We start from the raw sequence: 24,881 nt of genomic DNA, 5'->3' as shown, positions 1-24,881 counted from the left end.
AAACTTAAAAGTCTGACTTTTGCGGGGGAAGGTATGCCTGTGTCAGCCTTCGGTGAAAGTGGGACATCGGCAGCGGTAATCAAGGCGGCACGAGACGGGCATGGCGGACATAACCACACAAGACGGGGATGGGATCAGGACGTACCCGTTCCCGGTCGACCTGAGCGTCTGCGGTGTCGGCATCCAGGTGGGTCCGATGGAGCCCGGCCGTATCTGGCACGAGGACGCGCCGCTGGACCGCGTCCACCGCATCGACTTCCATGTGGTGATGTTCTTCAACGGCGGCCCCGTGTCGCACATGGTGGACTTCGCCGAGTACCGGCCGGGCGCCGGTGACGTTCTGTGGATACGCCCCGGCCAGATCCACCGCTTCTCCCGGACCAGCGAGTACCGCGGCACCGTGCTGACCATGCAGCCCGGTTTTCTGCCGCGCGCCACCGTGGAGGCCACGGGCCTGTACCACTACGACCTGCCGCCGCTGCTGCACCCGGGCCCGGCGCAGCTCGCCGGGCTCCGCGCCTCCCTGGAACAGCTGCAACGCGAGTACGAGGACGCGACCACCCTGCCGCTGAGTCTGCACACGGCGGTGCTGCGCCACTCCCTGACCGCGTTCCTGCTGCGGCTCGGACATCTCGCGGCCAGCTCCGCCGAGGCGGCGCGCGATCGGGCCGACACCACCTTCACCCGGTTCCGGGACGCCGTCGAGCAGGGCTTCGCCACCAACCACAGCGTCAGCGCCTACGCCGACGCCCTCGGCTACTCCCGGCGCACCCTGGTGCGCGCCGTCCGCGCCGCCACCGGCGAGACCCCCAAGGGCTTCATCGACAAGCGGGTGGTCCTGGAGGCCAAGCGCCTGCTCGCGCACACGGACCTGCCGATCGGCCGCGTGGGCGCGGCCGTCGGCTTCCCCGACCCGGCGAACTTCTCCAAGTTCTTCCATCAGCACACCGACACGACACCGGCGGCGTTCCGGGCGGAGTTGAGATGACACAGGGGCGGGCCGTGGGCCCGCCCCTGCCGGTTGCCCGAATTCTCAGTGGCCGAAGTCGAACCAGTTCACGTTCACGAAGTCGCTCGGCTGGCCGCTGGTGAAGGTGAGATAGACGTCATGGGTGCCGGTGACCGGCCCGATGTTCGCGGGCACGGTCCGCCAGCTCTGCCAGCCGCCCGTGCCGGCCACCGCGAAGCTGCCGATCGGTGCGTTCGTACGGCTGTCGAGGCGCACCTCGACCAGTCCGCTCACTCCGTTCGCCGCGCCGCTCGCGACCCGGCCGTAGAACTGCGTGGCCGCCGTGGAGCCGAAGTTCACGCCCTTGTAGAGGGCCCAGTCGCCGTTCGCCAGGGAGCCGATGTCCTGGCCGCCACCGGTGTCCGTGGTGGTCTCGGGGATCACACCGGACTGACTGTCGTACGACTCGGCCTGGATCGCGCTGTAGGCCTCCCGGTTGCCGGAGGGCGGCGGCGTGGTACCGCTCCCACCGCCCGAGGACTGGAGCACCTGCACATAGTCGACCACCATCGGATGGCCGGACTCGGTGCCGCTGTCCGGGCCGCCGCCGAACGCGGCCGGGAAGCCGCCGCCCATCGCCACGTTCAGGATCACGAAGAAACCGTGGTTGGTGGCGTTGGCCCAGGTCGTCGCGTCCACCTGGTTGGCCCGTACGGTGTGGAAGTCGACGCCGTCGAGGTAGAAGCGGATCTCCTCGGGACTCGTCGAGCGGTCCCACTCCATCGCGTAGGTGTGGAAGCCCGCCTGGCAGGTCGTGCCGCTGCAGGACGTGGAGTTGCCGATGCCGGACGTCTCGTTGCACGGGCCGCCAGGATTGGTGCCGCAGTGCATCGTCGCCCAGTCGGTGTTGAGGCCCTGGACGTTCTCCATCACGTCCAGCTCCCCGACGCTCGGCCAGTTCTGGTAGTTCCCCCGGTACGGCGCGCCGAGCATCCAGAATGCGGGCCAGTAGCCCTTGGCGGCGGCGCCGGTCACATCGGGCATCTGGATCCGGGCCTGGACCCGCAGCTTGCCGCCCGCCGGGGGCTGGAAGTCGGTGCGGTTGGTCTCGATACGGCCCGAGGTCCAGTTGCCGGCGGCGTCACGGCGCGGGGTGATGAGCAGATCGCCGTTGCCGTCGAGCGAGACGTTGTTGGTGCTGGAGGTCATGCTCTCGACCTCGCCGGTGCCCCAGTTGGCGGCGCCGCCCGGGTACGAGGTCCCGGTGTCGTACCGCCAGTTCGCCGTGTTCACGCCGGAGCCGGCCGCGCCGTCGAAGTCGTCGAGGAAGACCTGGGTCCAGCCGGACGGGGGAGTGGGGGCGGAGGCGTTCGCGGGCAGGGTGGCGGCCGTGGCGGCGGCCACGGCCAGAACCGTCGTGCCGATTACGGCGACGAGGACGCGGCGCAGGGGCCGGGGTCTCGCGGGTGTGCCGGAAGTGTCCTTCATGGGCTGCCTCATTCGTACGGAGTGGGGGTGTGCGGATGCGCGTGAGAGCGGGGGAGGCGCGCGGACAATTTTGAGAGCGCTCTCACGCGCCGCGCCGCCAATGTGCTCTCGGTCACTCCGGCCGTCAAGAGGTAAAGCCCAGAAAGTCCGTCAGCGGCACGGGAGTTCAGGCGCCGAAGCGAGGCCCATGCGGTCCGTCGCCCCGGGACGCTCCCCGCCCACCCGCCCGAGATGCCCCTGTGTCGGGGCGCCCTGCGGCCGCTGGGTGGATTGACTCTTTGAATCCAAGGGGCGTCGCCTGAGACGCCTGCGAACACCGTCCGCGACTCGGCCTGAATCGACGGCTCCGACGCGGCCGGAAGGGGACAGAGTAGGAGGAGACAGGAGGAGCGGACACTCGCCGGGCGGCCCCGGCCCCGACCATCGCCGGAGGTACTTGTGAACCCAGCCCGTGCGCGGCGCACCGTGGCCATCGTCGGGGCGGGGGCGGCCGGCGCGCTGACCGCCCTCCAGATGTGCGAGACGGCCACACGCCGCCGTACCCCGCTCGACCTCGTGCTGATCGATCCGGCACCGGAGGCCGGCCGGGGCGTCGCCTACGCCACCACCGACCCCCGGCACCGGCTCAATGTCCCTGCGGGCGGGATGAGTTGCTACCCGGATGATCCCGGCCACCTCACCCGCTGGCTGTGCCGCCACGGGGAACCCACCGTCACCGCCGCCGACTTCCTCACCCGGTACCGCTACGGCGCCTACCTCGCCGACAGCCTCGGGCAGGCTGTCGTCCGCGCCCATGGGGTGGTGGGGGTGCGGCGGGTGCGCTCGCGCGCGGAGGGCTGCACGGACACCGCCGGCGGGCGGCTGGAACTCCGGCTCGCGAACGGCGGATGCCTGACGGCCGACAGCGCGGTGCTCGCCACCGGGCCCGCCGCGGGGAACAGCGCCTGGGCCCCGCCCGGGCTGCGCACGTCACCGCGGTTCGTCGCCGAGCCATGGGCGCCGGGCGCGCTCGCCGGGCCGCTCGCCGACACCGCCGATGTGCTGCTGGTCGGCACCGGCCTCACCGCCGTCGACCTGGCGCTGACCCTGGACCGCCCGGGCCGGGTGCTCCACGCCGTCTCCCGCAACGGACTGCTGCCCCAGCCGCACGCCCTGAATCCGGCACCGTCCATGCCACCGCCCCCGGGGCTCACCGGTGCGCCCCTGGACCGGCTGCGGCGGGCCGTGCTCCGGCAGGCCGGTCGGGCGGTCCGGCTGCACGGCGACTGGCGCCCCGCCCTTGACGGTCTGCGCCCGCACACGGTCCGGCTGTGGCAGGGCCTGACCCCAGGCGAGCGGGCCGAGTTCCTACGGCGGGACGGGGCGCTGTGGAACACCCATCGGCACCGTATGGCGCCCGCCACGGCGGAGGCGCTGGCCCGGGTGCGGGCCGCCCGGCGGCTGAGCGTGCGCGCCGGCCTGATCGCGGACGCCCGTAGCGCCCCCGACGGCACGGTGACCGTCGCCCTCGCCGACGGCCGTACGCTCCGGGTGGGCTGGGTCATCGACTGCACGGGCCCCGGCCACCACCTCGACGACCCCCTGTGGCGATCGCTCGCCGCCGCCGGGGCCGCCGTCCCCGGGCCCCTCGGCATGGGGGTCGCCACGTACGAGGGCCGGCTCCTCGACGCCGCCGGCCGGACCGACCGGCCACTGTTCACGCTCGGTGCCCCGCGCCGCGGCGAACTGTGGGAGACCACGGCTGTCCCCGAGATCCGGGCGCAGGCGGCGGCGTTGGGGCGGGAGGTGCTGGCCCAGCTCGCCCCGCCGGTGCGCCGGAGCCGACGGCGCCCCGGCGACGCACAGGGGCTTCCCCTCTCCACGCACGCCGACGCGGCCGCCGCCCACCGCACCGGGCTCGACCGGGTGCTCAAGGTCAGGTCGGGCGCCGAGGATGCGTTCCGGCGGGCCGTCGCCCTCGACCCCGGATTCGCTCTTGGACACGCCGCGCTCGCGCTGCTCGGCCATGAGTGCGGCGCGCAGGTCGACGTGCCCCGGGAACTCGCGGAGGCCCAGCGGTGCGCCCGGGAGCGGGCCGATGAGCGGGAGCGCTCCTTCGTGGAGGTCGTCACCCACCGCGTCCACGGCACCGACGAGGACGGCACCGCGCTCCTCGGCCATCTCGACGCCCACCCGGGCGACGCGCTCGCGCTGGCCGCCGCCGTGCCCACCATCGCCTTCTCCGGGGTCCGCGATCTCGACGACGCCTATGCGCTGCGGCTGGTGGAGCGCACCTCACCCGCGTACGACGGCCACTGGTTCCACACCTCGCTGCTGGCCTTTCTGCGCCAGGGGCAGGGCCGCTTCCACGAGGCGGGCGAACTCGCCCATCGGGCCCTGGCCGCCGAGCCCGCGTCCGGTCACGCCGTGCACGCGCTCGCCCATGTCCACTACGAGCGCGGCGCCCATGAGGCGGGCCGCGACTGGCTCGACGGATGGGTGTCGGGGCTGGGGCGTGGCGCCGTCCACCGTGCGCACTTCTCCTGGCACATCGCGCTGCACGAACTGGCGCTGGACGATCCGGCCGCCGTCCGCAGGCGCTGGCTGGCGCAGCTCGCGCCCGGGCGGGTGTCCGGGGTACGGGCGCTCGTCGACTCGGGATCTCTGCTGTGGCGGGCACGGCTGAGCGACAGCTGGCCGGGCGAGGTGCCCGCCGCCGAGGTGCTCGACTCGGTCGCCCGGGACATCGTGGAGCGGCCCGCGACCGCGTTCACCGCGCTGCACGCGGCGGTAGCCCTCGCCGCCGCGGGCGATGCGGCGGCCCTGCGCCGGTTGCGCGACCACGCGGCGGGCGCCGACGCGGTACAGCGGGAGGTCGTCGTGCCGCTGTGCGAGGCGCTGGCCGCGCTCGTCGAGGAGCGCTTTCACGAGGCGGCCCGCGGCCTCGCCGCTCTGCTGCCGGCGGTGCGCAAGGTCGGCGGCAGCGCGGCCCAGCGCGAGGTCGTCGAGGAGACGCTGCTGTACGCCCTGGTGGCGGCGGGCCGCTGCGATGCCGCCCGCCGTCTGCTGGACGGACGCCTCGACCGGAAACCGGCACCCCGGGACCGCCGTCTGCTGGCCGCGCTGCCGGGGTGACCGGACGCGGTGCTCCATCCGGGCGCCGTACGAGGCGTGCCCGAAGTCGGAGTGCTCGTTGAACACCATCCAGTCCAGGCCGTACCGGCCTGGACCAGTTGGGAGAACGTGTACTTCGCGTCGTGGCTGTGGACGGAGTGCACGTGGTGGTCGCCGGCCAGACCGGCGAGGCGGGGGTCCTCGCCGCCGAGGTGCCGGTCGTGCGCCGCCGCGGGCGTGGCGAGGGAGCCGACGGCGAACGCGGCGCCGAAGAGCCCGGCATTGCGCGGCAGGCCGCGGCGGGACAGGCCCTGGGCGTCCGGCCGGTCGGGGGAGACGGAAGGGTCGGCCCAGGCGTGCAGTTGCTGCTCGGCCATGGGTTGGGGCCCTTCGGCTCAGTGGTTCATGAAGGAGGTGACGGGCAGCGCACGGGCGACGATCCGGACGTCGCCGAGGCGGCCGTGCAGGATCTGGTCGATCTTCCCCGCGTACTCGTAACCGCCCAGGAGCCACGGCAGCCCGACCGAGGCCAGACCGACGGCGGCGGCCTTCGGGTTACGGGCCACCGGGCAGCCCTCGACGTACAGCGTGGTGTGCCGGCCGTCGTTGACCACGGCCACGTGCCACCACTTCTCCCGCGCCGTCTCGTCGCCCCAGTTGGTGGCGATGCCCTCCTGGTTGAGCGGGCGCACCGCCCACTGCGGTCCGGGGCCGTCGGACAGCGACAGCGTGGCCAGCGGCTCGTCGGGGTCGTCGGCGGTCTTGCCCGCTGCGCCGCCCGTGCCGGTGCGGCTGACGAGCCCGGACCAGGCGTGGTGCGCCGGGTCCCAGTCCGCGGGGAGCCGGTAGAAGGCCTCGATGGTGTAACCCGAGGCGAGCGTCGCGGAGTTGAGCGGCGCCCCGTCGACCGTGCGCAGATACGCGCCCGTCAGCGGCGACTTGTAGCCCCGGAACTCCAGGCTGCCGTGGCCGGGCTGGTCGGGGTGGTGGTCCGACGACCAGATCAGCGAGCCGCCGTTCACCGTGACCAGGGTGAGGTCGTTGCCGCGCCCGGACAGATCGCGGACCGTGCCGCCGACGGCGGACCCGTCCTCGTGCCCGTCGAAGCGCCAGTAGGCCACCGTGCCGGGGACGGTCATCTTCGACGCCGGCCGCGAAGGACGCGGCTGGACGGGGGCGAAGCCCGCGAACCGCTCCTCGAAGTCGACGACGACCGAGAACCGGTCGGCGTCACCGCTCAGCTCCATCTCCTCCCGCTCCAGCCGGTTCAGGCCCTTGGCGGCCCGGCCGAGGATCCACGGGGAGACGGTCTCCACGTCGATGACGTTCCGGTCGAGGTCGAAGTGGTACAGCCGGATCATCGCCGCACCGCCGAAGTAACGGTTCTGATAGTTCGTCAGATGCAGCTGGACCTCGTGGCCCGCCGCGTTCCTGCGGGTGGCGCGGCCGGCCGGCCAGTAGTGCCCGTTGAGGGTCAGGAAGATCTGGTCGTGGTCCTCGATCAGCCGTTCCCACAACTCCTGGCCGTACGAGGACAGCGTGTCGTCCCCGACGACCAGCTCGTGCGTGGTGAGGATCACCGGTGTCCTCGGGTGCCGGGCGATGACGTCCTTCGCCCAGGCGTACCCGTGCTCCGACAGCCGCCAGTCCAGGGCCAGCACCAGCCACTCCCGCCCGGCGGCCCGGAACAGATGGAAGGTGTTGTAGCCGTCGGGGGACGCGCCCCCGAACGTGGAGTGGCTCCGGAAGCGGTCCGGACCGAAGGTGTCGAGGTACGGCGTCGGGCCGCGCTGGTCGTCGGTCGAGGACCGCACATCGTGGTTGCCCGCGAGGACGCTGTAGCCGACGCCCCGCCGGTCGAGCAGCCGGAACGCCTCACCGATCGCCGCGAACTCCTCCTTGGCGCCGTTCTGGGTGAGGTCGCCGAGGTGGGACAGGAACACGATGTTCTCGTCCCGGCCGTGCTCCAGGAGGTAGCGGAGCGAGGCCTCGACGGGCGCCGGGTCGATGCTCGGTCCGTCGAAGAGGTACTGGGTGTCCGGCATCACCGCGAGCGTGAAGCGGCGGCTGTCCGGATCGGGGCGCCACCCCCCGCCGCTCGCCGGGGCCGCCTGGGCGACCGCCGGCAGGGCGACACCGGTGCCGGCCGCCGCGCCCAGCAGCGCGGTCGCGCGCAGGAAGGTGCGCCGGCCGGCCCCGGCCTGGGAGGCTTCCTGGGCAGGGTGCTGCCCCGGCTCGTGCGAAGTGCACACATCTACTCCGTGGGATCCATGAAGGGAGGTGGGTCAGAGCGTGCGCAGGGTCCAGCTCCAGCGATGGACACCCGGCGGGATCAGATACGAGGCAGAGGTGTCGGGGCCGCACGAGGTGGTGCCGGGGCCCCGGTGGGCGGCGTCGATGCGTACCACGCACCCGGGACGCGCCAGCGCTTCGTCGTGGTGCCCGGCGGCGGTCAGGTCCTCGGCGCGGATGGGGGTCCCCCCGGCCGAAGGCTGGGGGAGGGTGACCGAGATCTGACGGGGCTCGTCCAGACGGACCGAGAGACCGGTGGCGTCCGGCGCCCAGAGCGTGAAGTGCCGTACGCCGTGCCGGCCGCCGCTCTCCTGAGGACGCGAGCAGGGGGTGAACAGCTCGTCCACGGGGGCCGAGTGATGTCCCACGGGCACTCCCGCGGCGCGGTCCGGGTAGCTCTCCCAGGGGCCCTGTCCGTACCACTCCAGCAGATCCGGTCCCGGGACCGTCTCGAAGACCGAGCCGACCCGCGCCACGTCGAGGAGCTCCGGGGGCAGTTCGGCGGTCTCCTGCACCAGGATCCCGCCCTCGACGACGGTGAACACCTGCTCGTGCCGGACGGCACCGGCCTCGCAGGCGTACGCGGAGACCACGGTCACCGGACCGTCGCCCCGGCGCACCTCCACCACCGTGCGGACCAGCCGGTCGAGCCCCCGGGCCCGCCGGCGTCCGGCCGTCCCGCCCGGCTCGTCGTTGTCGGTGGGCGCCCGCCACAGGGTGAGCGTGGGGGCGGCGGTCAGAAGCGGATGGGCCAGCAGGCCGTTTTCGTCGACCTCGACGGACCGGCCCGGAACGGGTACGGGCTCCTCGGCCGACGGCCCGCGCAGCCGCACCTGCGGCACACACACCTCGGTGCCCCGCGGTGCCCACGGCTCGTCGTCCGCCGTGCGCACCCGCAGGGTCAGCCAGGCCTCGCCGCCCTTTCGCGGAATCCTGAACGGCAGTCGTACGGCCGCCGACTCACCCGGGGCGAGAGGGGGCAGCTCGGCCGGGGCGGTGATCGTGGGGCCGTCGGCGAGCGACAGCTCCCATACGGCGGTCAGCCAGTCCAGGCCCCGGAAGTGCTGGTGGTTGCGGAGGACGACGCCCTCGTGCCGGTAACACTCCACCCGCACCGGCGCCGCGATCTCCCGGAGCTCGTACATCGCCGGTTCGGGCGTGCGGTCGGCGAAGGCGGCACCGTCCGCGCAGAAGGCGCCGTCGTTCGGGAGGTCCCCGAAGTCACCGCCGTACGCCCAGGGGTGCCCGGGCGCGGCGACACCGTTGTCGTACAGCCCGGCACCAGCGCGCCCGGCGGGTCTTCCGTCGCTCACGCGCTGGACAATGCCGTGGCCCCAGAACTCCCAGATGAAGCCGCCCTGAAGGCCCGGGGTGGACTCGATGGCAGCCCAGTGGTCGGCGAGCGTGCCGTTGCTGTTGCCCATGACGTGCCCGTATTCGCACTGGATCAGTGGTTTGGTCTGGTCTCCGGACAGGGCGTGCGCGACGCAGCCCTCGATCGCTGTGCACATCGGGCAGGCGATGTCGGAGGCGACCGCGGGATCCGCCCAGCCCCGTCTGGCGGCGCCCTCGTGCTGGAGCGGCCGGGTGGGATCGTGGCGGCGCAGCCGGCCCGCCGCCGCGTCGTGGTTCGCCCCGTGGTCGGACTCGTTGCCGAGCGACCAGTTCACGACTCTCGCCAGAACGGTCCCTCGTCAGAACTGTTCAAGTTCGGTGCACGGAATCGCCCGCCGCTCCCCGAGATTGGTCAATAGTCGTGCAGAACTGAGCATGGAAGTGATTGAAGATGACGAGTACTGTTCATGGCGTGCTGGCGGAACGACGACATCAACTCATCCTGCGGGCCTTGCGCTCCGGTGGTCCGGCGGCCGTGACCGACCTGTCCGAGCAACTGGGCGTCAGCGCCGCCACGATCCGACGTGATCTGGTCAAACTGGAGGAGGACGGCCTGCTCACCCGGGTGCACGGCGGCGCCGTCGCCGACGAGGGCGACCAGTCCTTCGCCGAGGTCGCCGAGGTGCGCGTGTCCGAGAAGGACGCGATAGCGGCGCGCGCGGCGGAGATGGTCGCGGACGGCCAGTCGGTGCTGCTGGACATCGGCACCACCGCCTACCGGCTGGCCCGGCAGCTGCACGGACGCCGGCTGACCGTGATCACCGGCAATCTGGTGGTCTACGAGGAACTGGCCGACGACGAGGGCATCGAACTGGTGCTGCTGGGCGGCATGGTGCGCCGTGAGTACCGCTCACTGGTCGGATTCCTCACCGAGGACAACCTGCGCCAGCTGCACGCCGACTGGCTGTTCCTCGGCACCAGCGGGGTGCGGCCGGGCGGGCAGGTGATGGACACCACGGTCGTGGAGGTGCCGGTCAAGCGGGCCATGATCGAGGCCGCCGACAGGGTCGTCCTGCTCGCTGACGCGGCGAAGTTCCCGGGGACGGGCATGGCACGGGTCTGCGGGCCCGAGGACCTGGACGTGGTGGTGACGAACGCGCCGGTCGACCCGGCGACCCGGTCCTCTCTGGAGGAAGCGGGCGTCGAGGTGGCCGTGGCAGGAAAGGCGGAGACGTGAGGCTGACGATTCTGGGCGGCGGCGGGTTCCGGGTGCCGCTCGTGTACGGGGCGCTGCTCGGGGACCGCGCCGAGGGCCGGGTCACCCGGGTGGTGCTGCACGATCTGGACGCCGGCCGGCTGTCCGCGGTGACCCGGGTGCTGGCCGAACAGGCCGCGGGATTCCCGGACGCGCCCGAGGTGACCGCCACGACCGATCTCGACGAGGCGCTGCGCGGCGCCGACTTCGTCTTCTCCGCGATCCGCGTCGGCGGCCTGGAGGGGCGTGCGAACGACGAGCGGGTGGCGCTCGCGGAGGGCGTCCTCGGCCAGGAGACGGTCGGCGCGGGCGGCATCGCCTACGGTCTGCGGACCGTGCCCGTCGCCGTCGACATCGCGCGGCGGGTGGCCCGGCTCGCCCCCGACGCCTGGGTCATCAACTTCACCAACCCGGCGGGCCTGGTCACCGAGGCCATGTCCCGCCACCTCGGCGACCGCGTCATCGGCATCTGCGACTCACCGGTCGGGCTCGGCCGTCGTATCGCCCGCGTGCTCGGCGTCGCGAACCCGCGCGAGACCTTCATCGACTACGTCGGCCTCAACCATCTCGGCTGGGTGCGCGGTCTGCGCGTCGCGGGCCGGGACGAACTGCCGAGGCTGTTCGCCGACCCCGGACTGCTCGGCTCGTTCGAGGAGGGCAAGCTGTTCGGCACCGACTGGCTGCGGTCCCTGGGCGCGATCCCGAACGAGTATCTGCACTACTACTACTTCAACCGCGAGGCCGTCCGTGCCTACCGCGAGGCCGAGAAGACCCGCGGCGCCTTCCTGCGCGACCAACAGGCCCGGTTCTACGAGGAGATGAGGCATCCGGACGCCGCTGCCCTGGAGACCTGGGACCGCACCCGGGCCGAGCGCGAGGCCACGTACATGGCCGAGAACCGGGAGGCGGCGGGCGCGGGCGAACGCGACGCCGACGACCTCTCCGGCGGCTACGAGAAGGTGGCGCTCGCCCTGATGCGGGGCATCGCCCGCGACGAGCGCACCACCCTGATCCTGAACGTGCGCAACCGTGGCACCCTGTCGGTGCTGGACCCCGACGCGGTCGTCGAGGTCCCGTGCCTGGTGGACGCCAACGGCGCCCACCCCCTCGCGGTCGACCCGCTGCCCGGCCACGCCACCGGCCTGGTCTGCTCGGTCAAGGCGGTCGAGCGCGAGGTGCTGTCGGCGGCCGAGTCCGGCTCCCGCGCGACGGCGGTGAAGGCGTTCGCACTCCACCCGCTCGTCGACTCCGTCAATGTCGCCCGGCGGCTCGTCGACGGCTACACCGCCGTCCACCCCGGCCTCGGCTACCTCAAGTAGTCCCGTCAGGAGATCGGCTGATCCACGACGAACGCCGCCGCATCGAGGAACGCGTCGAGCGCCTCCACAACCAGCGCGTCAAGCCCGTGATCCACGCCGCCGCGGTGCCCTTGGAGGTGGGGGCCTGACAGGCTCTTCGACGCCCCGCGCGCCGAGATCGACGTACGGGGGCTGCTCGGCTCGGTGCACCGGGTCACCGGCGGACTGCATTAGCCCCCGGGGTGCTGTGGACCGAGCCGCCGTCCGCCGCGGGCCTCGACCCGCACGCCACCGTGCTCGCCGTGGAACCGGACGGCGTGGAGCTGTACCGCGGGGCGGGCCGCCGCTGAGCCGAGAAGGGGTGGGGGTGCCCGGCGCCGCGTCACCCCCACCCCGTGTGCTCAGCCGGTGAACCCGGCGGTGATGGAGGTGAACTGCCAGTTGCTCTGGTTGATACCGGAGCAGTTGCTCACCACGCCGCCGCCCGCGCACGGCCGGTCGCGGTTGACCGCCCAGTAGGCGAGCCGCGCGATGTGATGGGAGTTCGCCCAGTCGCGGATCTGGGTCCAGATCGCGGGTGTCGTGTTCTCCTGCTGGTCGGACAGGCCGTTCATACCGGAGATGCCGATGTGCGCGTAGGCCGTCGCGTCGTCCCAGCCGAAGGTCGACTTCAGCTTGGCCTTCAGGCCCTCGGCCGCGTTCACCGTGTTGCCGTACATGTCCGAGCCGCCGCCGAAGTCGAACGGCATGACGGTGAAGACGTCGACGTTCGCGCCGAGCGACTGGGCCTGCTCGATCAGCCGGTTGCCGTAGTAGGTCGGGCCGGTGGTCGAGGTGCCGAAGGTGACGATGGTCCTCAGGCCGGAGTTGTTGGCCTTGACCGTCTTCAGGGCGGTCAGGATCTTCGCCTGCACGGCCTCGTTCTCGAACTCGTCCGAGTTCTCGATGTCCATGTCGATCGCCTTCAGGGAGTAGGCGTCGATCACCTTCTGCAGGGCTCCGGCGAGCGCGCTCGCGGAGGAGCAGTTGGCCCCGAGCTTGCTGCCCGACCAGCCGCCGAAGGACGGCACGATGTCACCGCCCGCGGCACGGATCTGGTTGATGGCGGTCTGGTCGGCGCCGCCGGTCAGCGGACGGCTGCCGTCCCAGGCGGGGTTGCAGCCACCGGAGTCGAGCACGAACGCCATCGTGAACCACTTGATGCCGGTCGCGCTCATCACCGTGCTCGGGTTCGGCGGGTCGCCCCAGCCCTCGTAGAGGTACGGCGCCGCCTGTTTGAAGCCGGTGCCGCCGCCGCTGCCCGCGTCCGTGGTGACCGACACGGAGTTGGAGGCCGCGGAGGTGTTCCCGGCCGCGTCCCGCGCCTTCACGGTGAAGGTGTACCCGGTACTGGGTGACAGACCGCTGACCGTGGCGGACGTACCGGAGACGCTCAGCACCTGGCTGGAGCCGCGGTAGATGTCGTACGCGGTCACACCGACGTTGTCCGTCGAGGCGTTCCACTGCAGGGACACGCTGGAGGAGGTCTTGCCGGTGGAGGTCAGGCCGGTGGGCGCGGTCGGCGCCTGGGTGTCGGAGCCGCCGCCGGGTCCGTCCAGGCTGATGTCGTCGGCGTAGTACGTGCCCTGCGCGTACCAGCCGTGGACGTAGATCGTGGCGCTGGTCTGCGAGGCGCCGGTGGTGAAGGAGACGGACAGCTGACTGTACGCCGACGGGGACGTGGTCCAGGTCGAGGCGCCGCCGTCCACACCGAGGTAGACATAGCTGCCGCGGACCCAGCCGCTGAGGCTGTACGTCGTGTTCGGCTGGACCGGCACGGTCTGGCTGCACTGTGCGTCGTCGCTCGAACTGGCGGCTCCCGCGAGGGCCTTGGAGCCGCCGTGCACGGGACTGGAGACGACCGAGCCGAGATTGCCGGTGCAGGACCAGGGGGACAGGCCCGACTCGAAGCCGGGGTTCGACAGGATGTTGGCCGCCTGGGCGGTCCCGGGGAGGGCGACCGCCCAGCCCAGCGCCAGGGCGGCGGAGCCGATGAGAGCGAAGAAGGCACGTCTGGGACGTCTGAGGAGTGTGCGCACGCGATCTCCCTGAAGGCGATGGGGTTCGGGAGTGCAGGGCAGGGCAGTAGGTGCGCAACCAAGTTGGTATGGACCAATCCGGGTGTCAAGGGTTCGGGGGAGGATTGGTCCAGACCGGTGGGGTGACCCATCGCGGGAGAGCATGGGTTGGCTCGGGCCGAACCTGCCGAAGGGCGGGAACGGCTCGATGTATTCCTAAAGGGGCAGGGCCTGCGCCGTGCCGACCTCGACCGGGGTGACCGGCACGGCGGGCAGTACCGGAGTCTGCTCCACCTCGTCCGCCCGCTGCTCCGGCAGCGAGAGCGAGCGGAGCGGACGGGGGCCCGACACCACCGCGTAGTCCGTGCCCAGGAACGGCGGCACCACCTGGCCCGGGTCCTCCCCGAGCGCCAACTGCACGGCCGCCCATGGGGCGTTGACGCCGCACAGCGACAGCTGGTGCAGTCCGCCCGCCGGGCGCGTGTTGACGTCGAGCAGCACCGGCTCCTCCCCGAACATCCGGAACTGGATGTTGGACAGGTAGTGCAGTCCGAAACCCTCCGCGAGCCGCGTGGCCGGCTCCACCCACCGCTTGTCCAGCGTGAAGCCCCGGCGGCGCCCGTTCTTGGTGCGGGCCACCGCCATACGGATCAGGTTGTCGGGCCCGGTCAGGCAGTCCACCGACACCTCCGGTTCCGCCAGCCGCGGCATCACCAGCCAGTCGACGGGCTCCTCGGCCTCGCGCACCGCTTGGACGACCAGGTCCAGCGGCACATAGGGGCCCGGGAACCCGTTCAGATGTGCCATCGAGAACGGCGCACGCGTGATGACGCGGAAGCCCACCCCGCCCGCGCCCGCCGCCGGCTTGAAGCACGCCTTGTGGCCGTCGGCCTCCAACTCCTCCACCGCGGTGAGGAGTTCTTCCTCGTTCGTCACCCGCCGCCACGGCGGCACCGGAATCCCGATCGACTCCACGGCCTGATACGCCGTCGCCTTGTCATGGAAGACCGCGACCGCCTCGGCGGTCGGCGCCAGCAGCGCCGTACCGGCCGCCTCGAACTCCGTGCGATGCGCGACGATCGCCTCCTGGTGCAGCCGCGGTACGAACACGTCGATGCCGCGGCGCACGCACTGGTCGAGGGCGTACTCCACATACCCGGCGGGGGACAGGTTCTCCGGCTCCAGTTCGGCGGTGTCCGCCGCGGCCAGGACGGGCGAGTCGGGGTCGCCGTGCGTGGCATGGATGTCGACGGCGCGGTCGCTGGGATTTCTCCGCAGCTGTTCCATGAAGAACACGTTCTCCGCGTACGTGCGGTTGAGCCAGACGCGTACGCGAGAGACCATGCAGGCCACCTTTCAGGGTGCGCGGGCAGGGCGGAGCAGGCCGTGCCCGGCCATGGGAGGGGGAGGTACACCCAACCGCCGTACGCGGGAAGGCGTGCGTGGCGGAGGTGTTGGGGCGATCATAGGGCCTCCCGGACACTCTCCGTGCCACGCGCGGGTTACGGATTCCTGCCTGTTTTCCGGCCGCGCGGCAACGGGCTGTTCGAGGGGTGCGGGCCGGAGGGAGCAGCCCGCCTCCGGGGGCTGTGGGCCGGGGGCGGGAGGTCTGCGGACCTGTGGGTAGAGGGATTCCAGCCGTTTTCCGGGAGGCGTCGGCGTCCTCCGCGGGTCGCTCTTGTCCCTCGGCGGCCCGATGTGGTCTCGTGTTCCCATTCGGTTCTCGAAAGGGGCGACGGTGGAGTCGACGGACGGCCGTGGACAGCTGCTCGCCATCAGCGACCTGCACATCGGGTACCCGGAGAACCGCGCCCTCGTCGAGCGCATGCGCCCCACCTCGGACGAGGACTGGCTCCTCGTCGCAGGTGACGTGGCCGAGACCGTCGCCGACCTCCGCTGGGCCCTGGAACTGCTGGCCGGCCGCTTCCGCAAGGTGCTCTGGTCGCCGGGCAACCACGAACTGTGGACGCACCAGAGGGACACCGTCACCCTGCGCGGCGTCGAGCGCTACGACCATCTGGTCGCCATGTGCCGGGAGCTGGGCGTGACCTCCCCCGAGGACCCCTACCCGGTCTGGGAGGGGCCGGGCGGTCCGGTGGCCGTGGCACCGCTCTTCCTGCTCTACGACTACTCGTTCCTGCCGCAGGGCTGCACGACCAAGGAGCAGGGGCTCGAGTACGCCCATGGCACCGGGATCGTGTGCACCGACGAGTATCTGCTGCACCCCGACCCCCACCCGAGCCGCGAGGCATGGTGCCGGGCCAGGGTGGCCGAGACCGAGCGCAGACTGGCGGAGATCCCCGACGATCTTCCCACCGTGCTGATGAACCACTACCCGCTGGACCGGCACCCCACGAACATCCTGCGCCACCCCGAGTTCGCCATGTGGTGCGGGACCCGGCTGACCGCCGACTGGCACCGCCGTTTCCGGGTCGCCTGCATGGTCTACGGTCATCTGCACATTCCGCGCACCACGCATCACGAGGGCGTGCGCTTCGAAGAGGTGTCGGTGGGTTATCCCCGAGAATGGCGTCCGCGCGCGACACCGCCAGGACGACTGCGCCGTATTCTGCCGATGGAGGTCCCAGCAGGTGATCGAGGAGCTGCTCCCGGGTTCGATCGCGGTCGTGGAGGCATACGGACGTGACGCGCTCGGCGACGGCGTCCTCCTCTATCCGGAGGAGGAGGCGGTCGTGGCGCGGGCCGTCGAGAAGCGGCAGCGGGAGTTCCGGGCTGCTCGGGGCTGTGCGCGGCAGGCCATGGAGAAGCTCGGTGTCCCGCCGGGGCCCATCCTGCCCGGCGAGCGGGGCGCACCGCGCTGGCCGGACGGGCTGATCGGCAGCATGACCCACTGCGAGGGCTACTGCGCCGCCGCGCTGGTGCACGCCGGCGAGCTGGTCTCGGTCGGCATCGACGCGGAACCGCACGACCGGCTGCCCGAGGGCGTCCTGGAGGCGGTCGCGCTGCCCACCGAGCAGACCCGGCTGCGGGCCCTCGCCCGCAGCCACCCCTCCGTCCACTGGGACCGGCTGCTGTTCAGCGCCAAGGAGTCCGTCTACAAGGCGTGGTTCCCCCTGACCGGAAAGTGGCTGGATTTCCAGCAGGCCGACATAGAGATCGACCCGGGCCCCGAGCCCGGCGCCCCCGGCCGTTTCCGGGCACGGCTGCTGGTCCCGGGACCGGTGGTCGACGACCACCGCATCGAGATCTTCGACGGCCGCTGGACGGCGGGGCGGGGCCTTGCCGCGACGGCCATCGTCGTACCCCGGCCCCAGAGCGGCGAGCGCTCCTGAGCGACGGCAGGGCCAGGGCCTGTCGTCAAACTCGCGTCGTCGCCCGGAGGGGCGGCCCGAACGGACGCGCTCCACGAGCAGCCGCCTGCCGTGCACGGTCAGCCGGGCATTACGGTGGGTCACTAAGACCTCCGTGTGGTGCGTTCCTAGAGGGCTCCACCACACCGGAGGTCTTCGCCATGATCAAGCCCGGCCCGCGTTGACAACGCTCGTGATCAATACACCTAGGGGGCGACCACGGCGTCGACGATCATGCGGGTGACGCCGTCGAGGCCCCCTTCGGCCAGCGCCCTGCGCTGAAGCTCCGCGCCCGTGCCCCGCTCCAGCAGACGGTGCACCAGCGAGGTCACCTCCCGGGTGTCCCCGTACGCCGCCAGCGCGGGGCCGACGTGCTCCAGCAGCCCGTGCACCACCTCGTCGGCGGGACGGCGCCGGCCGCGCAGGTCGATCAGCTCCCCGCTCAGCCCGTGGCGGGCGGCCTGCCACATCGCCGCCCGTACGAACTCACCCTCGTCCTGGGGCGCCGTGCCGCCCGCCGCGGCGTCGCGCATGGCGGTGTCGGCAAGGGCGCGCATCAGGCCCGCGAACATCACGGCGTCGTCCGCGTGCAGCTGGACGTCCAGGCAGCGGACCTCCACCGTGGGGTAGTTGTCGGACAGCCGGGCCTGCCAGTACAGCTGGCCGGTGTCGCTGATCACGCCGGTCGACAGCAGGCGTCCCACACGCCGGTCGTAGTCCGCCTCGTCGGCGAAGTACGGCGGCACGCCGCTGACCGGCCAGCGGTCGAAGACGATGGTGCGCCAGCTGGCGAACCCGGTGTCGTGCCCCTCCCACAGCGGGGAGTTCGCCGACATGGCCGTCAGTGTCGGCAGCCACACCCGGAGGCGGTTGAGCACCTCGACGCCCATGTGGCGGTCGGGCACGGCGACATGTACATGCATGCCGTTGACCATCTGCTCGGCCACCAGCTGAGGAGCCTGCCGCTGCATCTCCCGGTAGCGGGCCTTGTCGGTGACGGGCACGGGCAGCCCCTCCGCCGGTGGCGGCGTCCCGCCGGCCATGACCCGGCAGCCACAGGCCCGCGCCGCTCCCGCCACCGCGTGCCGCAGCCGCCGTAGATGCCCGCCGACCTCTTCCAGTGTGGCGCACACCGGTGTGGCCACCTCGATCTGTGCCTGCAGCAGCTCCGCCTGGATCTCGGCGTCGGCGACGAAGGGCGCCAGTCCGGCGGCGGCCCGTACCTTCGCTCCCCGCGCCGCCAGCCGGCCCGTGACCGGATCGATCAGCAGGTACTCCTCTTCCACACCGACCGTCGTCATCGCCGACCTCTCCCTCGCCACCTCGCGCCCGCGCACCAGCCCGCGGAGGACGGGCCCGCAGCGCTCCGGGCGCGCGACACGCCCGTCACCGGCCCGCCCCGTCTGCCCGAGGGCGCGCAGAACAAGTTCCGCGAGCGGACCGGCTCAAACCGGGCCGCGTGGCGGTGCGCAGCGACTACCCGCCGGGTGTGGCTACGACGGATCCGGCGGACCGGCCCCACGGTCCCGGTGACGGCCCGGGAGGAGTCCCGTGCGAGCCCCCTCAGGGACACCACTGCCCGCACAGGCGGAAGAACTCCTCCTCGGTGCCCGTGAGTCCCGCCTCCGCCAGGGCCCGGTCCGCCTCGGCCAGGGCGGCGGTCGGGACCACGGGTGGTCGGCGTGGATCCGGCGGCCCGTCGAACGCCGCTCGTACGGTGTGGAGGAGGCGCAGATAGGCCTGCACGGCGGCGCGTTGGCGGTCGGTCAGTACGGCGGTCTGCATCGGTTGCTCTCCCCGGTTCGGCCGCGCGGCCCGGCAGGGCGTGCGGCGGTACATGCACGGTGCACGCCCCTCGTACGCGGCCGGTCGCCGCGCACAGTGGTGGCGCTCCCCCAGCTTGCCGCCCGCCACTGACAATCCCGGGGCCGAAGCCGCGGGTTCGCCCGCTCAGCGGAGTCCGAACCTTCCCGAAAACCCGTGCGTCGCGCGGCGCGAACTCCTCCGCGAAGGACGCGGAATGCGGGCGAGAGGAGTCAACACGGCACGGTGGGACGGGGAGACAGAACGCGGTTTGTCCGGCATGCTCGCCGTTGTCCCTGTGCCTCTGTGTCAGAGGTCGGTTGAGGACCACGGAGAAGTGACTACTGTGGCGATCCGGATGTTCCACGAGCCGTGCCGACCGGCCACCGTCCCGTCGCGGGCGGCCACCGGGCGGCATCGGACACCGACGTCGAAGAACGGGGAGTGACGACGTGAAGACCAGGCGCGAGAAGAGGATGAAGGAACTCAGCGCCGAACTGCTCACCCGGCTCGGTCAGGCCGCGCCGGGTGACAACGACGAGATATTCGCGGCGCTCGGCGGCATCCTCACCGGTCTGCGTGGACGTCCGGTGGTGCTGAAGCGGACCACCTTTCCGCCGGGCACCGCGAGCGGGCTCTGGCTCGACCTGGAGGACATGGACCTCGTCGCCGTCCGGGACGACACGACCAACAGCGAGCACGAGCACGTCATCCTGGGCCATGAGATCTGGCACATGTTCGAGGGACACTGCGGAGCCCACATCCCGGCGGGCCGCGCCGCCGCGCGGGCCCACACCTTCCACGCCGGCGCCGTGGACGACGTGGTCCGCCGACTCCTCGCCTCCCGGGACGCACGGCTCGGCGGGCTCGGCGAACCCCAGCTCGGGGTCGCCGCCCGCACCCGCTTCGACGACCGGCACGAGGCGGAGGCCGAGATGTTCGGTCTGCGGCTGGGCACGGACCTGCGCACCTTCCGCAGGACCCATTGGCGCGCCGACCTGGGCCAGGTGGCCGGACGCATCGAGGACTCGCTGGGCAGAGGTCTCTGGGTCTGAGTCGTGGACGGTCGGATCTACTACCTGACGGCCCTGCTCCTGTGGAGCGGCCTCGCCATCAGGATCCCCAGACTGCTGCACAGCCGGCGCGACCCCGCGCTGGTGTCGCTGTGCGCGGTCGTGCTGTCGGCCGGGATCTCCTTCACCCTGTCCGCTCCCGCCAGCGTCGCGGCCGTCAACCGTCTGACGGGGGTCCCGAACATCGCGGCGCCGCTGGTCTACACCGTGGTGACCGCGTTCAGCGCCGCCTGCCTGGTCGTGATCGTCTACTGGCGCGGGGGCGAGCCGGAGCACGTACGCCGAGTGGCCCGCGGTTGGCTGACCGGCTACGCCGTCGTCATCGTCGCCCTGTGGGTGCTGTTCGCGGTGGGCAACGCACCGGTGGAACGCCGGACCGATCTGGACACCTACTACGCCACCACCCCCGGCCTCGCCGAGATGATCACCCTGTATCTGGTGGCGCACCTGGTCGCGGCGTTCACCACCACGACGCTGTGCTGGCGCTGGTCCCGGAAGGTGACCGGCTGGACCCGCAAGGGCCTGCGGGTCCTCGTGCTGGGCTGGCTGCTCAACGGCGTCTTCGGGATGGTCAAACTGGCCGCCGTGGCGGGCCGTTGGACCGGGCGGCACTGGGAAGGCCTGAGCACCGACCTCGCCCCCGGGGTCGCCGCCGTCGCGGCCGCCCTCGTCACCGTAGGCTACGCCCTGCCGCTGGTGGGCCCGCGCATCGAGAGCGTCGCCGCCTACGCCAGGCTCCGACCGCTGTTCAAACTCCTGGTCGACCCCGCCGACAAGCGGTACTGGGTGCCGCTGTCCTGGCGGTCGCTGGGCGACATCGACCTCCGACTCACCCAGCGGGAGACCGGGATCCGCGACGGTATCACCCGCCTGGAACCCCGCTTCGACGACCGCGTCCGAGAACGCGCCTACCACCGGGCGCTCTCGTCCGGGGCGAGCGCCCCGGAGGCCGAGGCGATGGGCGCCGCCGCCATGGTGGTGGCCGCCACCCGGTGCGGTGCGCCGGACGACTCCTCGCCCGGCGTATGCGGTCCCACCGCACTCGACGGCACCCTGGGCGACCTCGTCCGGGTCTCCCAGGCCGTCCACGCCCTCGTCGTCACCGACACGCTGCACGCGGACGGCAGGCCGGAGAGCCGTCAGACATGAACTTACGCACCCAGGCGCCCCTCTGTCAGACACCCCCGGGGGCCGCCGCGCCATGAAGGCCAACCTCGGTTTCTACATCGCCGGCGGGCTCCTGCTCCTGGCTTGCCTGCTCAAGTTACCCGCGTTGATCCGTGCCCGTGGCCGGGACTGGCTGCTGTCCTCGATCTGCGCCCTGCTCCTGGTCGGATCCGGGGTCCTGTTCACCTCTGCCCCCCAGACGATCATCCTGGTCAACCGGACCACCGGGGTGTCCAACTTCTCCGCCCCGCTGGTCTACTGCGCGCTCACCGGCTTCTCCGCGGCCTCGGTCGTGCTCGTCCTGAACTGGCGCGGCGGCTCGGACAAGGGCCACACCCGGCGCCTGTCCCAGTGGATCATCGCGCTGTATCTGCTCGTATGGGTACTGATCATCACCCTGTACGCGCTCGGCGACGCACCCGTGGAGCGGCGCACCGACTTCGACGTGTACTACTCAGGCACGCCCTACATCCGCGAGATGATCCTGCTGTACCTCCTCGCCCACGGTCTGGCCTCCTACGTGTGCAGCCGTCTGTGCTGGCGTTGGTCGCGCGATGTGCACGGCACCATGCGGATCGGACTGCGCGCCCTCGCCCTCGGCTATCTGATGCACTACGCGGGCTACGACGGGCCCAAACTCGTGGCGATCGGCGCCCGCTGGACGGGGCACGACTGGGACTTCCTGGCCACCGGTGTCGCGCCCAGCATGGGCCAGCCCAGCGCCCTGCTCGTCGCGGTCGGCTTCATCCTCCCGCTCGTCGGACGCCGTAGCGAGGACGCCGTACGGTACTGGCAGCTCGGCCCGCTCGCCCGGACGCTGAGCGCGGTCCCCGGCGCGCCCGGCCTCACCCAGTTGCCCCTGCCCTGGTGGACGCCCGACTTCCAGCTGCGGCTGACGCAGCGTCAGACGTACATCTCCGACCGCATCGTGGCCTGCCGGGGCTGCTTCGACCGCCGGACCTGGAACGAGGCGCACGCCGCCGCCCTCGACCGGGGAGCGGTCGCACAGGTCGCCGACATCATCGCCGAGGCGGCGATGATCGCTGTCGCCGTCGACCGTTACCGGGTCGTCGGCGACGAACCCTCGGCCGGCCAGGAGCCCGCCGGTCCGTTCTTCCCGCCGCCCACGACCGGTGACCTCGCCCGGCTCTCCCGTGCCCTGCGGACCCGCGTCGTCAAGGACATCCGCCGCCGCCGGGTCCGCCCGGAACGGGCCCCGACCTGACGCCGGGAGCCGCCGCGACGGAAGCGGTCAGTCCTCCTCGCCGAGCGGCGGCGGGTCCAGCGCCGCCTTGCGCTCCTGCTCGGTCAGCGGAGGGCCGTCGAGGAGCGGCTTCTTCCGGCCGAACCACACCAGGGCGAGCATGTCGGGCATCAGCAGCCGGGCCGGGGACGCCTCCATGCTCATCACGTCCAGGAGGATCCGCAGCGCCCGCGGGTTGCGCGCTCCGGCGTCGACGGCCCGGTCCACGAAGGCGGCGAGCGTCGTCTCCAGCCGGGTCGGCGGCTGGTCGCCGGCACCCGGGTAGAACACGTCCTGGCCCACGGCCAGGCTCCAGGCGTTCTCGACGGGACGCGCCGCGGCCTTCTGGATGCGCCGGGCCGTCCCGGGCGCGGTGAGGTGCTGCCGCCCCAGCACACCGCGCATGGCGAGCACACTCAGCGCCGAGGCGCTCAGCCCATGGCCGTAGACCGGGTTGTAGCCCGCCATGGCGTCGCCGAGGACGGCGAAGCCCTCCGGCCACCGGGCCGCCTTCTCGTAGTAGCGCCGCTTGTTGGCGGTGCTCCGGGTGGTGACGACGTCGGTGAGGGGTTCGGCGTCGGCGAGCAGCTCGCCGATGACGGGATGGGGCAGAGTGCGGGCGAAGTCCAGGAACGCATCGTTGTCCGCGGTGGGCTGTCCGCCGCGGGTCCCCGAGAGGGTCACGAGCCAGCGCCCGCCCTCGATGGGCAGGATGATGCCGCCCCGGCCGGGGGCCTGCCGGGGGTCGGCCTGGACGTTGACGATGGGATAGCCGTCGGCGGTGCGTCCGGGAGCGCGGTAGAGGCGGCTGGCGTAGCCGAGGCCGGCGTCGACCGTGCGCTCGGCGACCGCCGGCAGGCCGAGTTCCCGCAGCCAGACGGGAGCCCGGCCGGCCCGTCCACTGGCGTCGACGACCAGGTCGGCGGTGAGGGTGCTCGTCGAGTCCGCCGACCGTACGCGTACCCCGCTGACGCGGTCCGCGCCGCCCTCCAGGGCCAGCGCCTCGGTCCCCGGCCGCAGAGTGATCCGGGGATCCTCCAGGACCCGCTCCCGTACGACGGCGTCGAGCAGATCGCGGCTGCACAGCAGATTGACATGGCGGCTGTGGGTGAACCGGCGGAACCACTGGCCCGAGGGGGCCTTGGACACCAGGTCGGTCATGATGCGCGCCTGGCGGGCGCCGCGCCCGACGAGCCGGTCCACCACGCCCGGCAGGAGCCCCTCCAGGGCCTTCACCCCACCGGACCACAGGATGTGGGCGTGCCGGGCCTGCGGAAGCCCCTTGCGGGGGGCAGGACCGTCCGGCAGCAGGTCACGTTCGACGACCATGACATCGGCGTGCTCGGCGAGCACCGCCGCGGCGAGCATGCCCGTCATGCCCCCGCCGATGACCACCGCGGTGCGGCGGAGGGCGATTCCGTCAGACATGGCCTGGCACTCTTTCTGTCGTGGGGCGGAACACCGGGGGTGGGTGGCGGTCGGTCACGGGCGCAGTCGGGACGTCTGGTCCACGAGCCCGCGCAGGACTGACACATGGGCCTCGTCGCCGCCGAGTTCGTCCAGGATGCGGTACGCCGCGTCGCGGTACTCCCCGATGTCCTTCTCGCAGTAGGCCAGGGCGGACGGGCCGAGGAGGAGATCGGCGAGCTCCGACCGGGCCTCGTCGGACGTGGGCGCGTCGGCGTGCAGGGCCAGGATCCGCTGCCGCTCGCCGGGCGACGCCTCCTCCAGGGCGCAGGCCAGCGCATAGGTCACCGTGCCGTTCAGCAGGTCCTCGTGACGGCCCGACGCGAGGTCCTCGTAGTCGTTGAAGATCTGCCACAGAATGCCGAAGACATCACCGAACTCCCGCCACAGACCGATCCGTTCGGCCTGCGCCCCGGAGAGGATCGCGGCCATCGCCGTGATCATCGCGAAGGGGGCGCCGGACTTTCCCCGGTAGGCCGCGAGGACCGTGCTCCGGCCGGCCTCGCCGGTGTTCTTGCGCATGTCGTCCATCTGCCCCTCGGCGGCCGTCATCCCGCACGCCAGCAGTTCCGCCGTCAACGCGGGCCGGACGGCGGGCGGGACCACGGGCGACTCCAGGACCTGGAGCGGCAGCAGATGCCCGGTGACGATGGCCGCCAGCAGCGCCTCGTGCAGGCCGAGGCCGGCGGGAAGGGCCGCGCCCTGTCCGTCGGCCAGGTCGTCGAGGTAGCAGGCGGACGTCCACCACAGGGTGTGTACGGCCGACAGCGGCAGGGCCGGTTCGGCACAACCGGTCTCCGCGCCGTGCACCAGCAGCGGCAGCACCGACAGCGGGTACTTCATCGGCTGGTGCCGCAGCAGTCGGTCGACCGCGTCACGGACGGCGGGCGCGGACTCGCCCGCCCGGGCGAGCGAGTCCGCGAGCTCCGCCTCGATACCGGCGGAGAACTCGCGGTGCAGATCCAGGTACGTCTTCAAAAGGCACCCCCATACGCCTGCGGTCGGCGTGCTGCGTGCTCTCCGGGGAGAGCGCGCCCGGTCAGGTCCGGG

General features: G+C 72.2%; 17 protein-coding genes and 2 pseudogenes. 9 read left to right on the top strand and 10 right to left on the bottom strand.

Annotated features, from left to right (window positions below; all coding sequences use genetic code 11):
* Positions 1 to 100 precede the first annotated feature (100 nt).
* Positions 101 to 988: a helix-turn-helix domain-containing protein gene (locus tag ACFY2Z_RS22260; protein WP_390745831.1), complete on the top strand. Its 888-nt coding sequence runs from the start codon at positions 101 to 103 to the stop codon at positions 986 to 988.
* A gap of 45 nt (positions 989 to 1,033) precedes the next feature.
* Here the strand turns inward: ACFY2Z_RS22260 and ACFY2Z_RS22255 are convergent, their stop codons facing one another.
* Entirely contained in the window at positions 1,034 to 2,437 is a 1,404-nt protein-coding gene (locus ACFY2Z_RS22255) for a glycoside hydrolase family 16 protein (protein ID WP_390745830.1), read from the bottom strand.
* Positions 2,438 to 2,875: 438 nt separating this feature from the next.
* Here ACFY2Z_RS22255 and ACFY2Z_RS22250 point away from each other — a divergent pair, with 438 nt between their 5' ends.
* Positions 2,876 to 5,551: an FAD/NAD(P)-binding protein gene (locus ACFY2Z_RS22250; protein ID WP_390745829.1), complete on the top strand. Its 2,676-nt coding sequence runs from the start codon at positions 2,876 to 2,878 to the stop codon at positions 5,549 to 5,551.
* Here the strand turns inward: ACFY2Z_RS22250 and ACFY2Z_RS22245 are convergent.
* From ACFY2Z_RS22245 to ACFY2Z_RS22235, 3 genes and pseudogenes are all read right to left on the bottom strand, one after another.
* Positions 5,540 to 5,907, bottom strand: a pseudogene (locus ACFY2Z_RS22245) (histidinol-phosphatase); the annotation flags it as partial. The gene ACFY2Z_RS22250 and the pseudogene ACFY2Z_RS22245 sit on opposite strands and share 12 nt — an antisense overlap.
* Before the next feature lie 18 nt (positions 5,908 to 5,925).
* The gene (locus ACFY2Z_RS22240; protein ID WP_390745828.1) at positions 5,926 to 7,782 is read right to left on the bottom strand and encodes a LamG-like jellyroll fold domain-containing protein; all 1,857 of its coding nucleotides are present in this window, start codon (positions 7,780 to 7,782) and stop codon (positions 5,926 to 5,928) included.
* A 33-nt stretch (positions 7,783 to 7,815) separates the two neighbouring features.
* Positions 7,816 to 9,495 (bottom strand): annotated as a pseudogene (locus ACFY2Z_RS22235) (glycoside hydrolase family 2 TIM barrel-domain containing protein); the annotation flags it as partial.
* Between the two features lie 134 nt (positions 9,496 to 9,629).
* Here ACFY2Z_RS22235 and ACFY2Z_RS22230 point away from each other — a divergent pair.
* Complete coding sequence (locus ACFY2Z_RS22230; protein ID WP_390745885.1) at positions 9,630 to 10,394, top strand: DeoR/GlpR family DNA-binding transcription regulator; 765 nt, start codon at positions 9,630 to 9,632, stop codon at positions 10,392 to 10,394.
* Positions 10,391 to 11,731 carry a 6-phospho-beta-glucosidase gene (locus ACFY2Z_RS22225; protein ID WP_390745827.1) on the top strand — a complete coding sequence of 447 codons (1,341 nt, stop codon included), beginning with the start codon at positions 10,391 to 10,393 and terminating at the stop codon, positions 11,729 to 11,731. Before ACFY2Z_RS22230 ends, ACFY2Z_RS22225 begins: the two co-directional genes overlap by 4 nt.
* A 380-nt stretch (positions 11,732 to 12,111) precedes the next feature.
* On the opposite strand, the gene ACFY2Z_RS22220 is transcribed toward ACFY2Z_RS22225, so the two are convergent.
* Together ACFY2Z_RS22220 and ACFY2Z_RS22215 are read right to left on the bottom strand one after the other, a co-directional pair.
* A complete protein-coding gene (locus ACFY2Z_RS22220) occupies positions 12,112 to 13,788 on the bottom strand; it encodes a carbohydrate binding domain-containing protein (RefSeq protein ID WP_390745826.1) in 1,677 nt (558 codons plus the stop codon).
* A gap of 195 nt (positions 13,789 to 13,983) precedes the next feature.
* Positions 13,984 to 15,111 carry an ATP-grasp domain-containing protein gene (locus ACFY2Z_RS22215; RefSeq protein WP_390745825.1) on the bottom strand — a complete coding sequence of 376 codons (1,128 nt, stop codon included), beginning with the start codon at positions 15,109 to 15,111 and terminating at the stop codon, positions 13,984 to 13,986.
* Between the two features lie 394 nt (positions 15,112 to 15,505).
* Here ACFY2Z_RS22215 and ACFY2Z_RS22210 point away from each other — a divergent pair, with 394 nt between their 5' ends.
* Together ACFY2Z_RS22210 and ACFY2Z_RS22205 are read left to right on the top strand one after the other, a co-directional pair.
* Positions 15,506 to 16,414, top strand: coding sequence for a metallophosphoesterase family protein (locus ACFY2Z_RS22210; protein WP_390745824.1), 909 nt, complete (start codon positions 15,506 to 15,508; stop codon positions 16,412 to 16,414).
* Entirely contained in the window at positions 16,359 to 17,060 is a 702-nt protein-coding gene (locus ACFY2Z_RS22205; protein WP_390745823.1) for a 4'-phosphopantetheinyl transferase, read from the top strand. The genes ACFY2Z_RS22210 and ACFY2Z_RS22205 overlap by 56 nt, the downstream gene beginning before the upstream one ends.
* A 224-nt stretch (positions 17,061 to 17,284) precedes the next feature.
* On the opposite strand, the gene ACFY2Z_RS22200 is transcribed toward ACFY2Z_RS22205, so the two are convergent.
* The gene (locus tag ACFY2Z_RS22200) at positions 17,285 to 18,379 is read right to left on the bottom strand and encodes a glutamate--cysteine ligase (protein ID WP_390745822.1); all 1,095 of its coding nucleotides are present in this window, start codon (positions 18,377 to 18,379) and stop codon (positions 17,285 to 17,287) included.
* 262 nt (positions 18,380 to 18,641) lie between these two features.
* The gene (locus tag ACFY2Z_RS22195) at positions 18,642 to 18,863 is read right to left on the bottom strand and encodes a hypothetical protein (protein ID WP_390745821.1); all 222 of its coding nucleotides are present in this window, start codon (positions 18,861 to 18,863) and stop codon (positions 18,642 to 18,644) included.
* A 470-nt stretch (positions 18,864 to 19,333) separates the two neighbouring features.
* Between ACFY2Z_RS22195 and ACFY2Z_RS22190 the strand changes: the two genes are divergently transcribed.
* The 3 genes from ACFY2Z_RS22190 to ACFY2Z_RS22180 are packed head-to-tail and all read left to right on the top strand — an operon-like array spanning position 19,334 to position 22,346.
* Positions 19,334 to 19,936, top strand: coding sequence for a toxin-antitoxin system, toxin component (locus ACFY2Z_RS22190; protein ID WP_390745820.1), 603 nt, complete (start codon positions 19,334 to 19,336; stop codon positions 19,934 to 19,936).
* A gap of 3 nt (positions 19,937 to 19,939) precedes the next feature.
* Positions 19,940 to 21,103, top strand: a complete 1,164-nt coding sequence (locus tag ACFY2Z_RS22185; protein ID WP_390745819.1) for an MAB_1171c family putative transporter — start codon at positions 19,940 to 19,942, stop codon at positions 21,101 to 21,103.
* A gap of 52 nt (positions 21,104 to 21,155) precedes the next feature.
* On the top strand, positions 21,156 to 22,346 hold the full coding sequence (locus ACFY2Z_RS22180) for a DUF6545 domain-containing protein (protein ID WP_390745818.1): 1,191 nt from the start codon (positions 21,156 to 21,158) through the stop codon (positions 22,344 to 22,346).
* Between the two features lie 27 nt (positions 22,347 to 22,373).
* Here ACFY2Z_RS22180 and ACFY2Z_RS22175 read toward each other — a convergent pair whose 3' ends face one another.
* Positions 22,374 to 23,792: an FAD-dependent oxidoreductase gene (locus ACFY2Z_RS22175; RefSeq protein WP_390745817.1), complete on the bottom strand. Its 1,419-nt coding sequence runs from the start codon at positions 23,790 to 23,792 to the stop codon at positions 22,374 to 22,376.
* Between the two features lie 54 nt (positions 23,793 to 23,846).
* Complete coding sequence (locus ACFY2Z_RS22170; protein WP_390745816.1) at positions 23,847 to 24,809, bottom strand: polyprenyl synthetase family protein; 963 nt, start codon at positions 24,807 to 24,809, stop codon at positions 23,847 to 23,849.
* Positions 24,810 to 24,881: the final 72 nt, after the last annotated feature.

This window comes from Streptomyces sp. NPDC001222, from assembly GCF_042896945.1.
Classification (GTDB): Bacteria; Actinomycetota; Actinomycetes; order Streptomycetales; family Streptomycetaceae; genus Streptomyces; species Streptomyces gibsoniae.
Note: the sequence above shows the minus strand (reverse complement) of the source record. Positions and strands in the feature narration are given on the sequence as shown.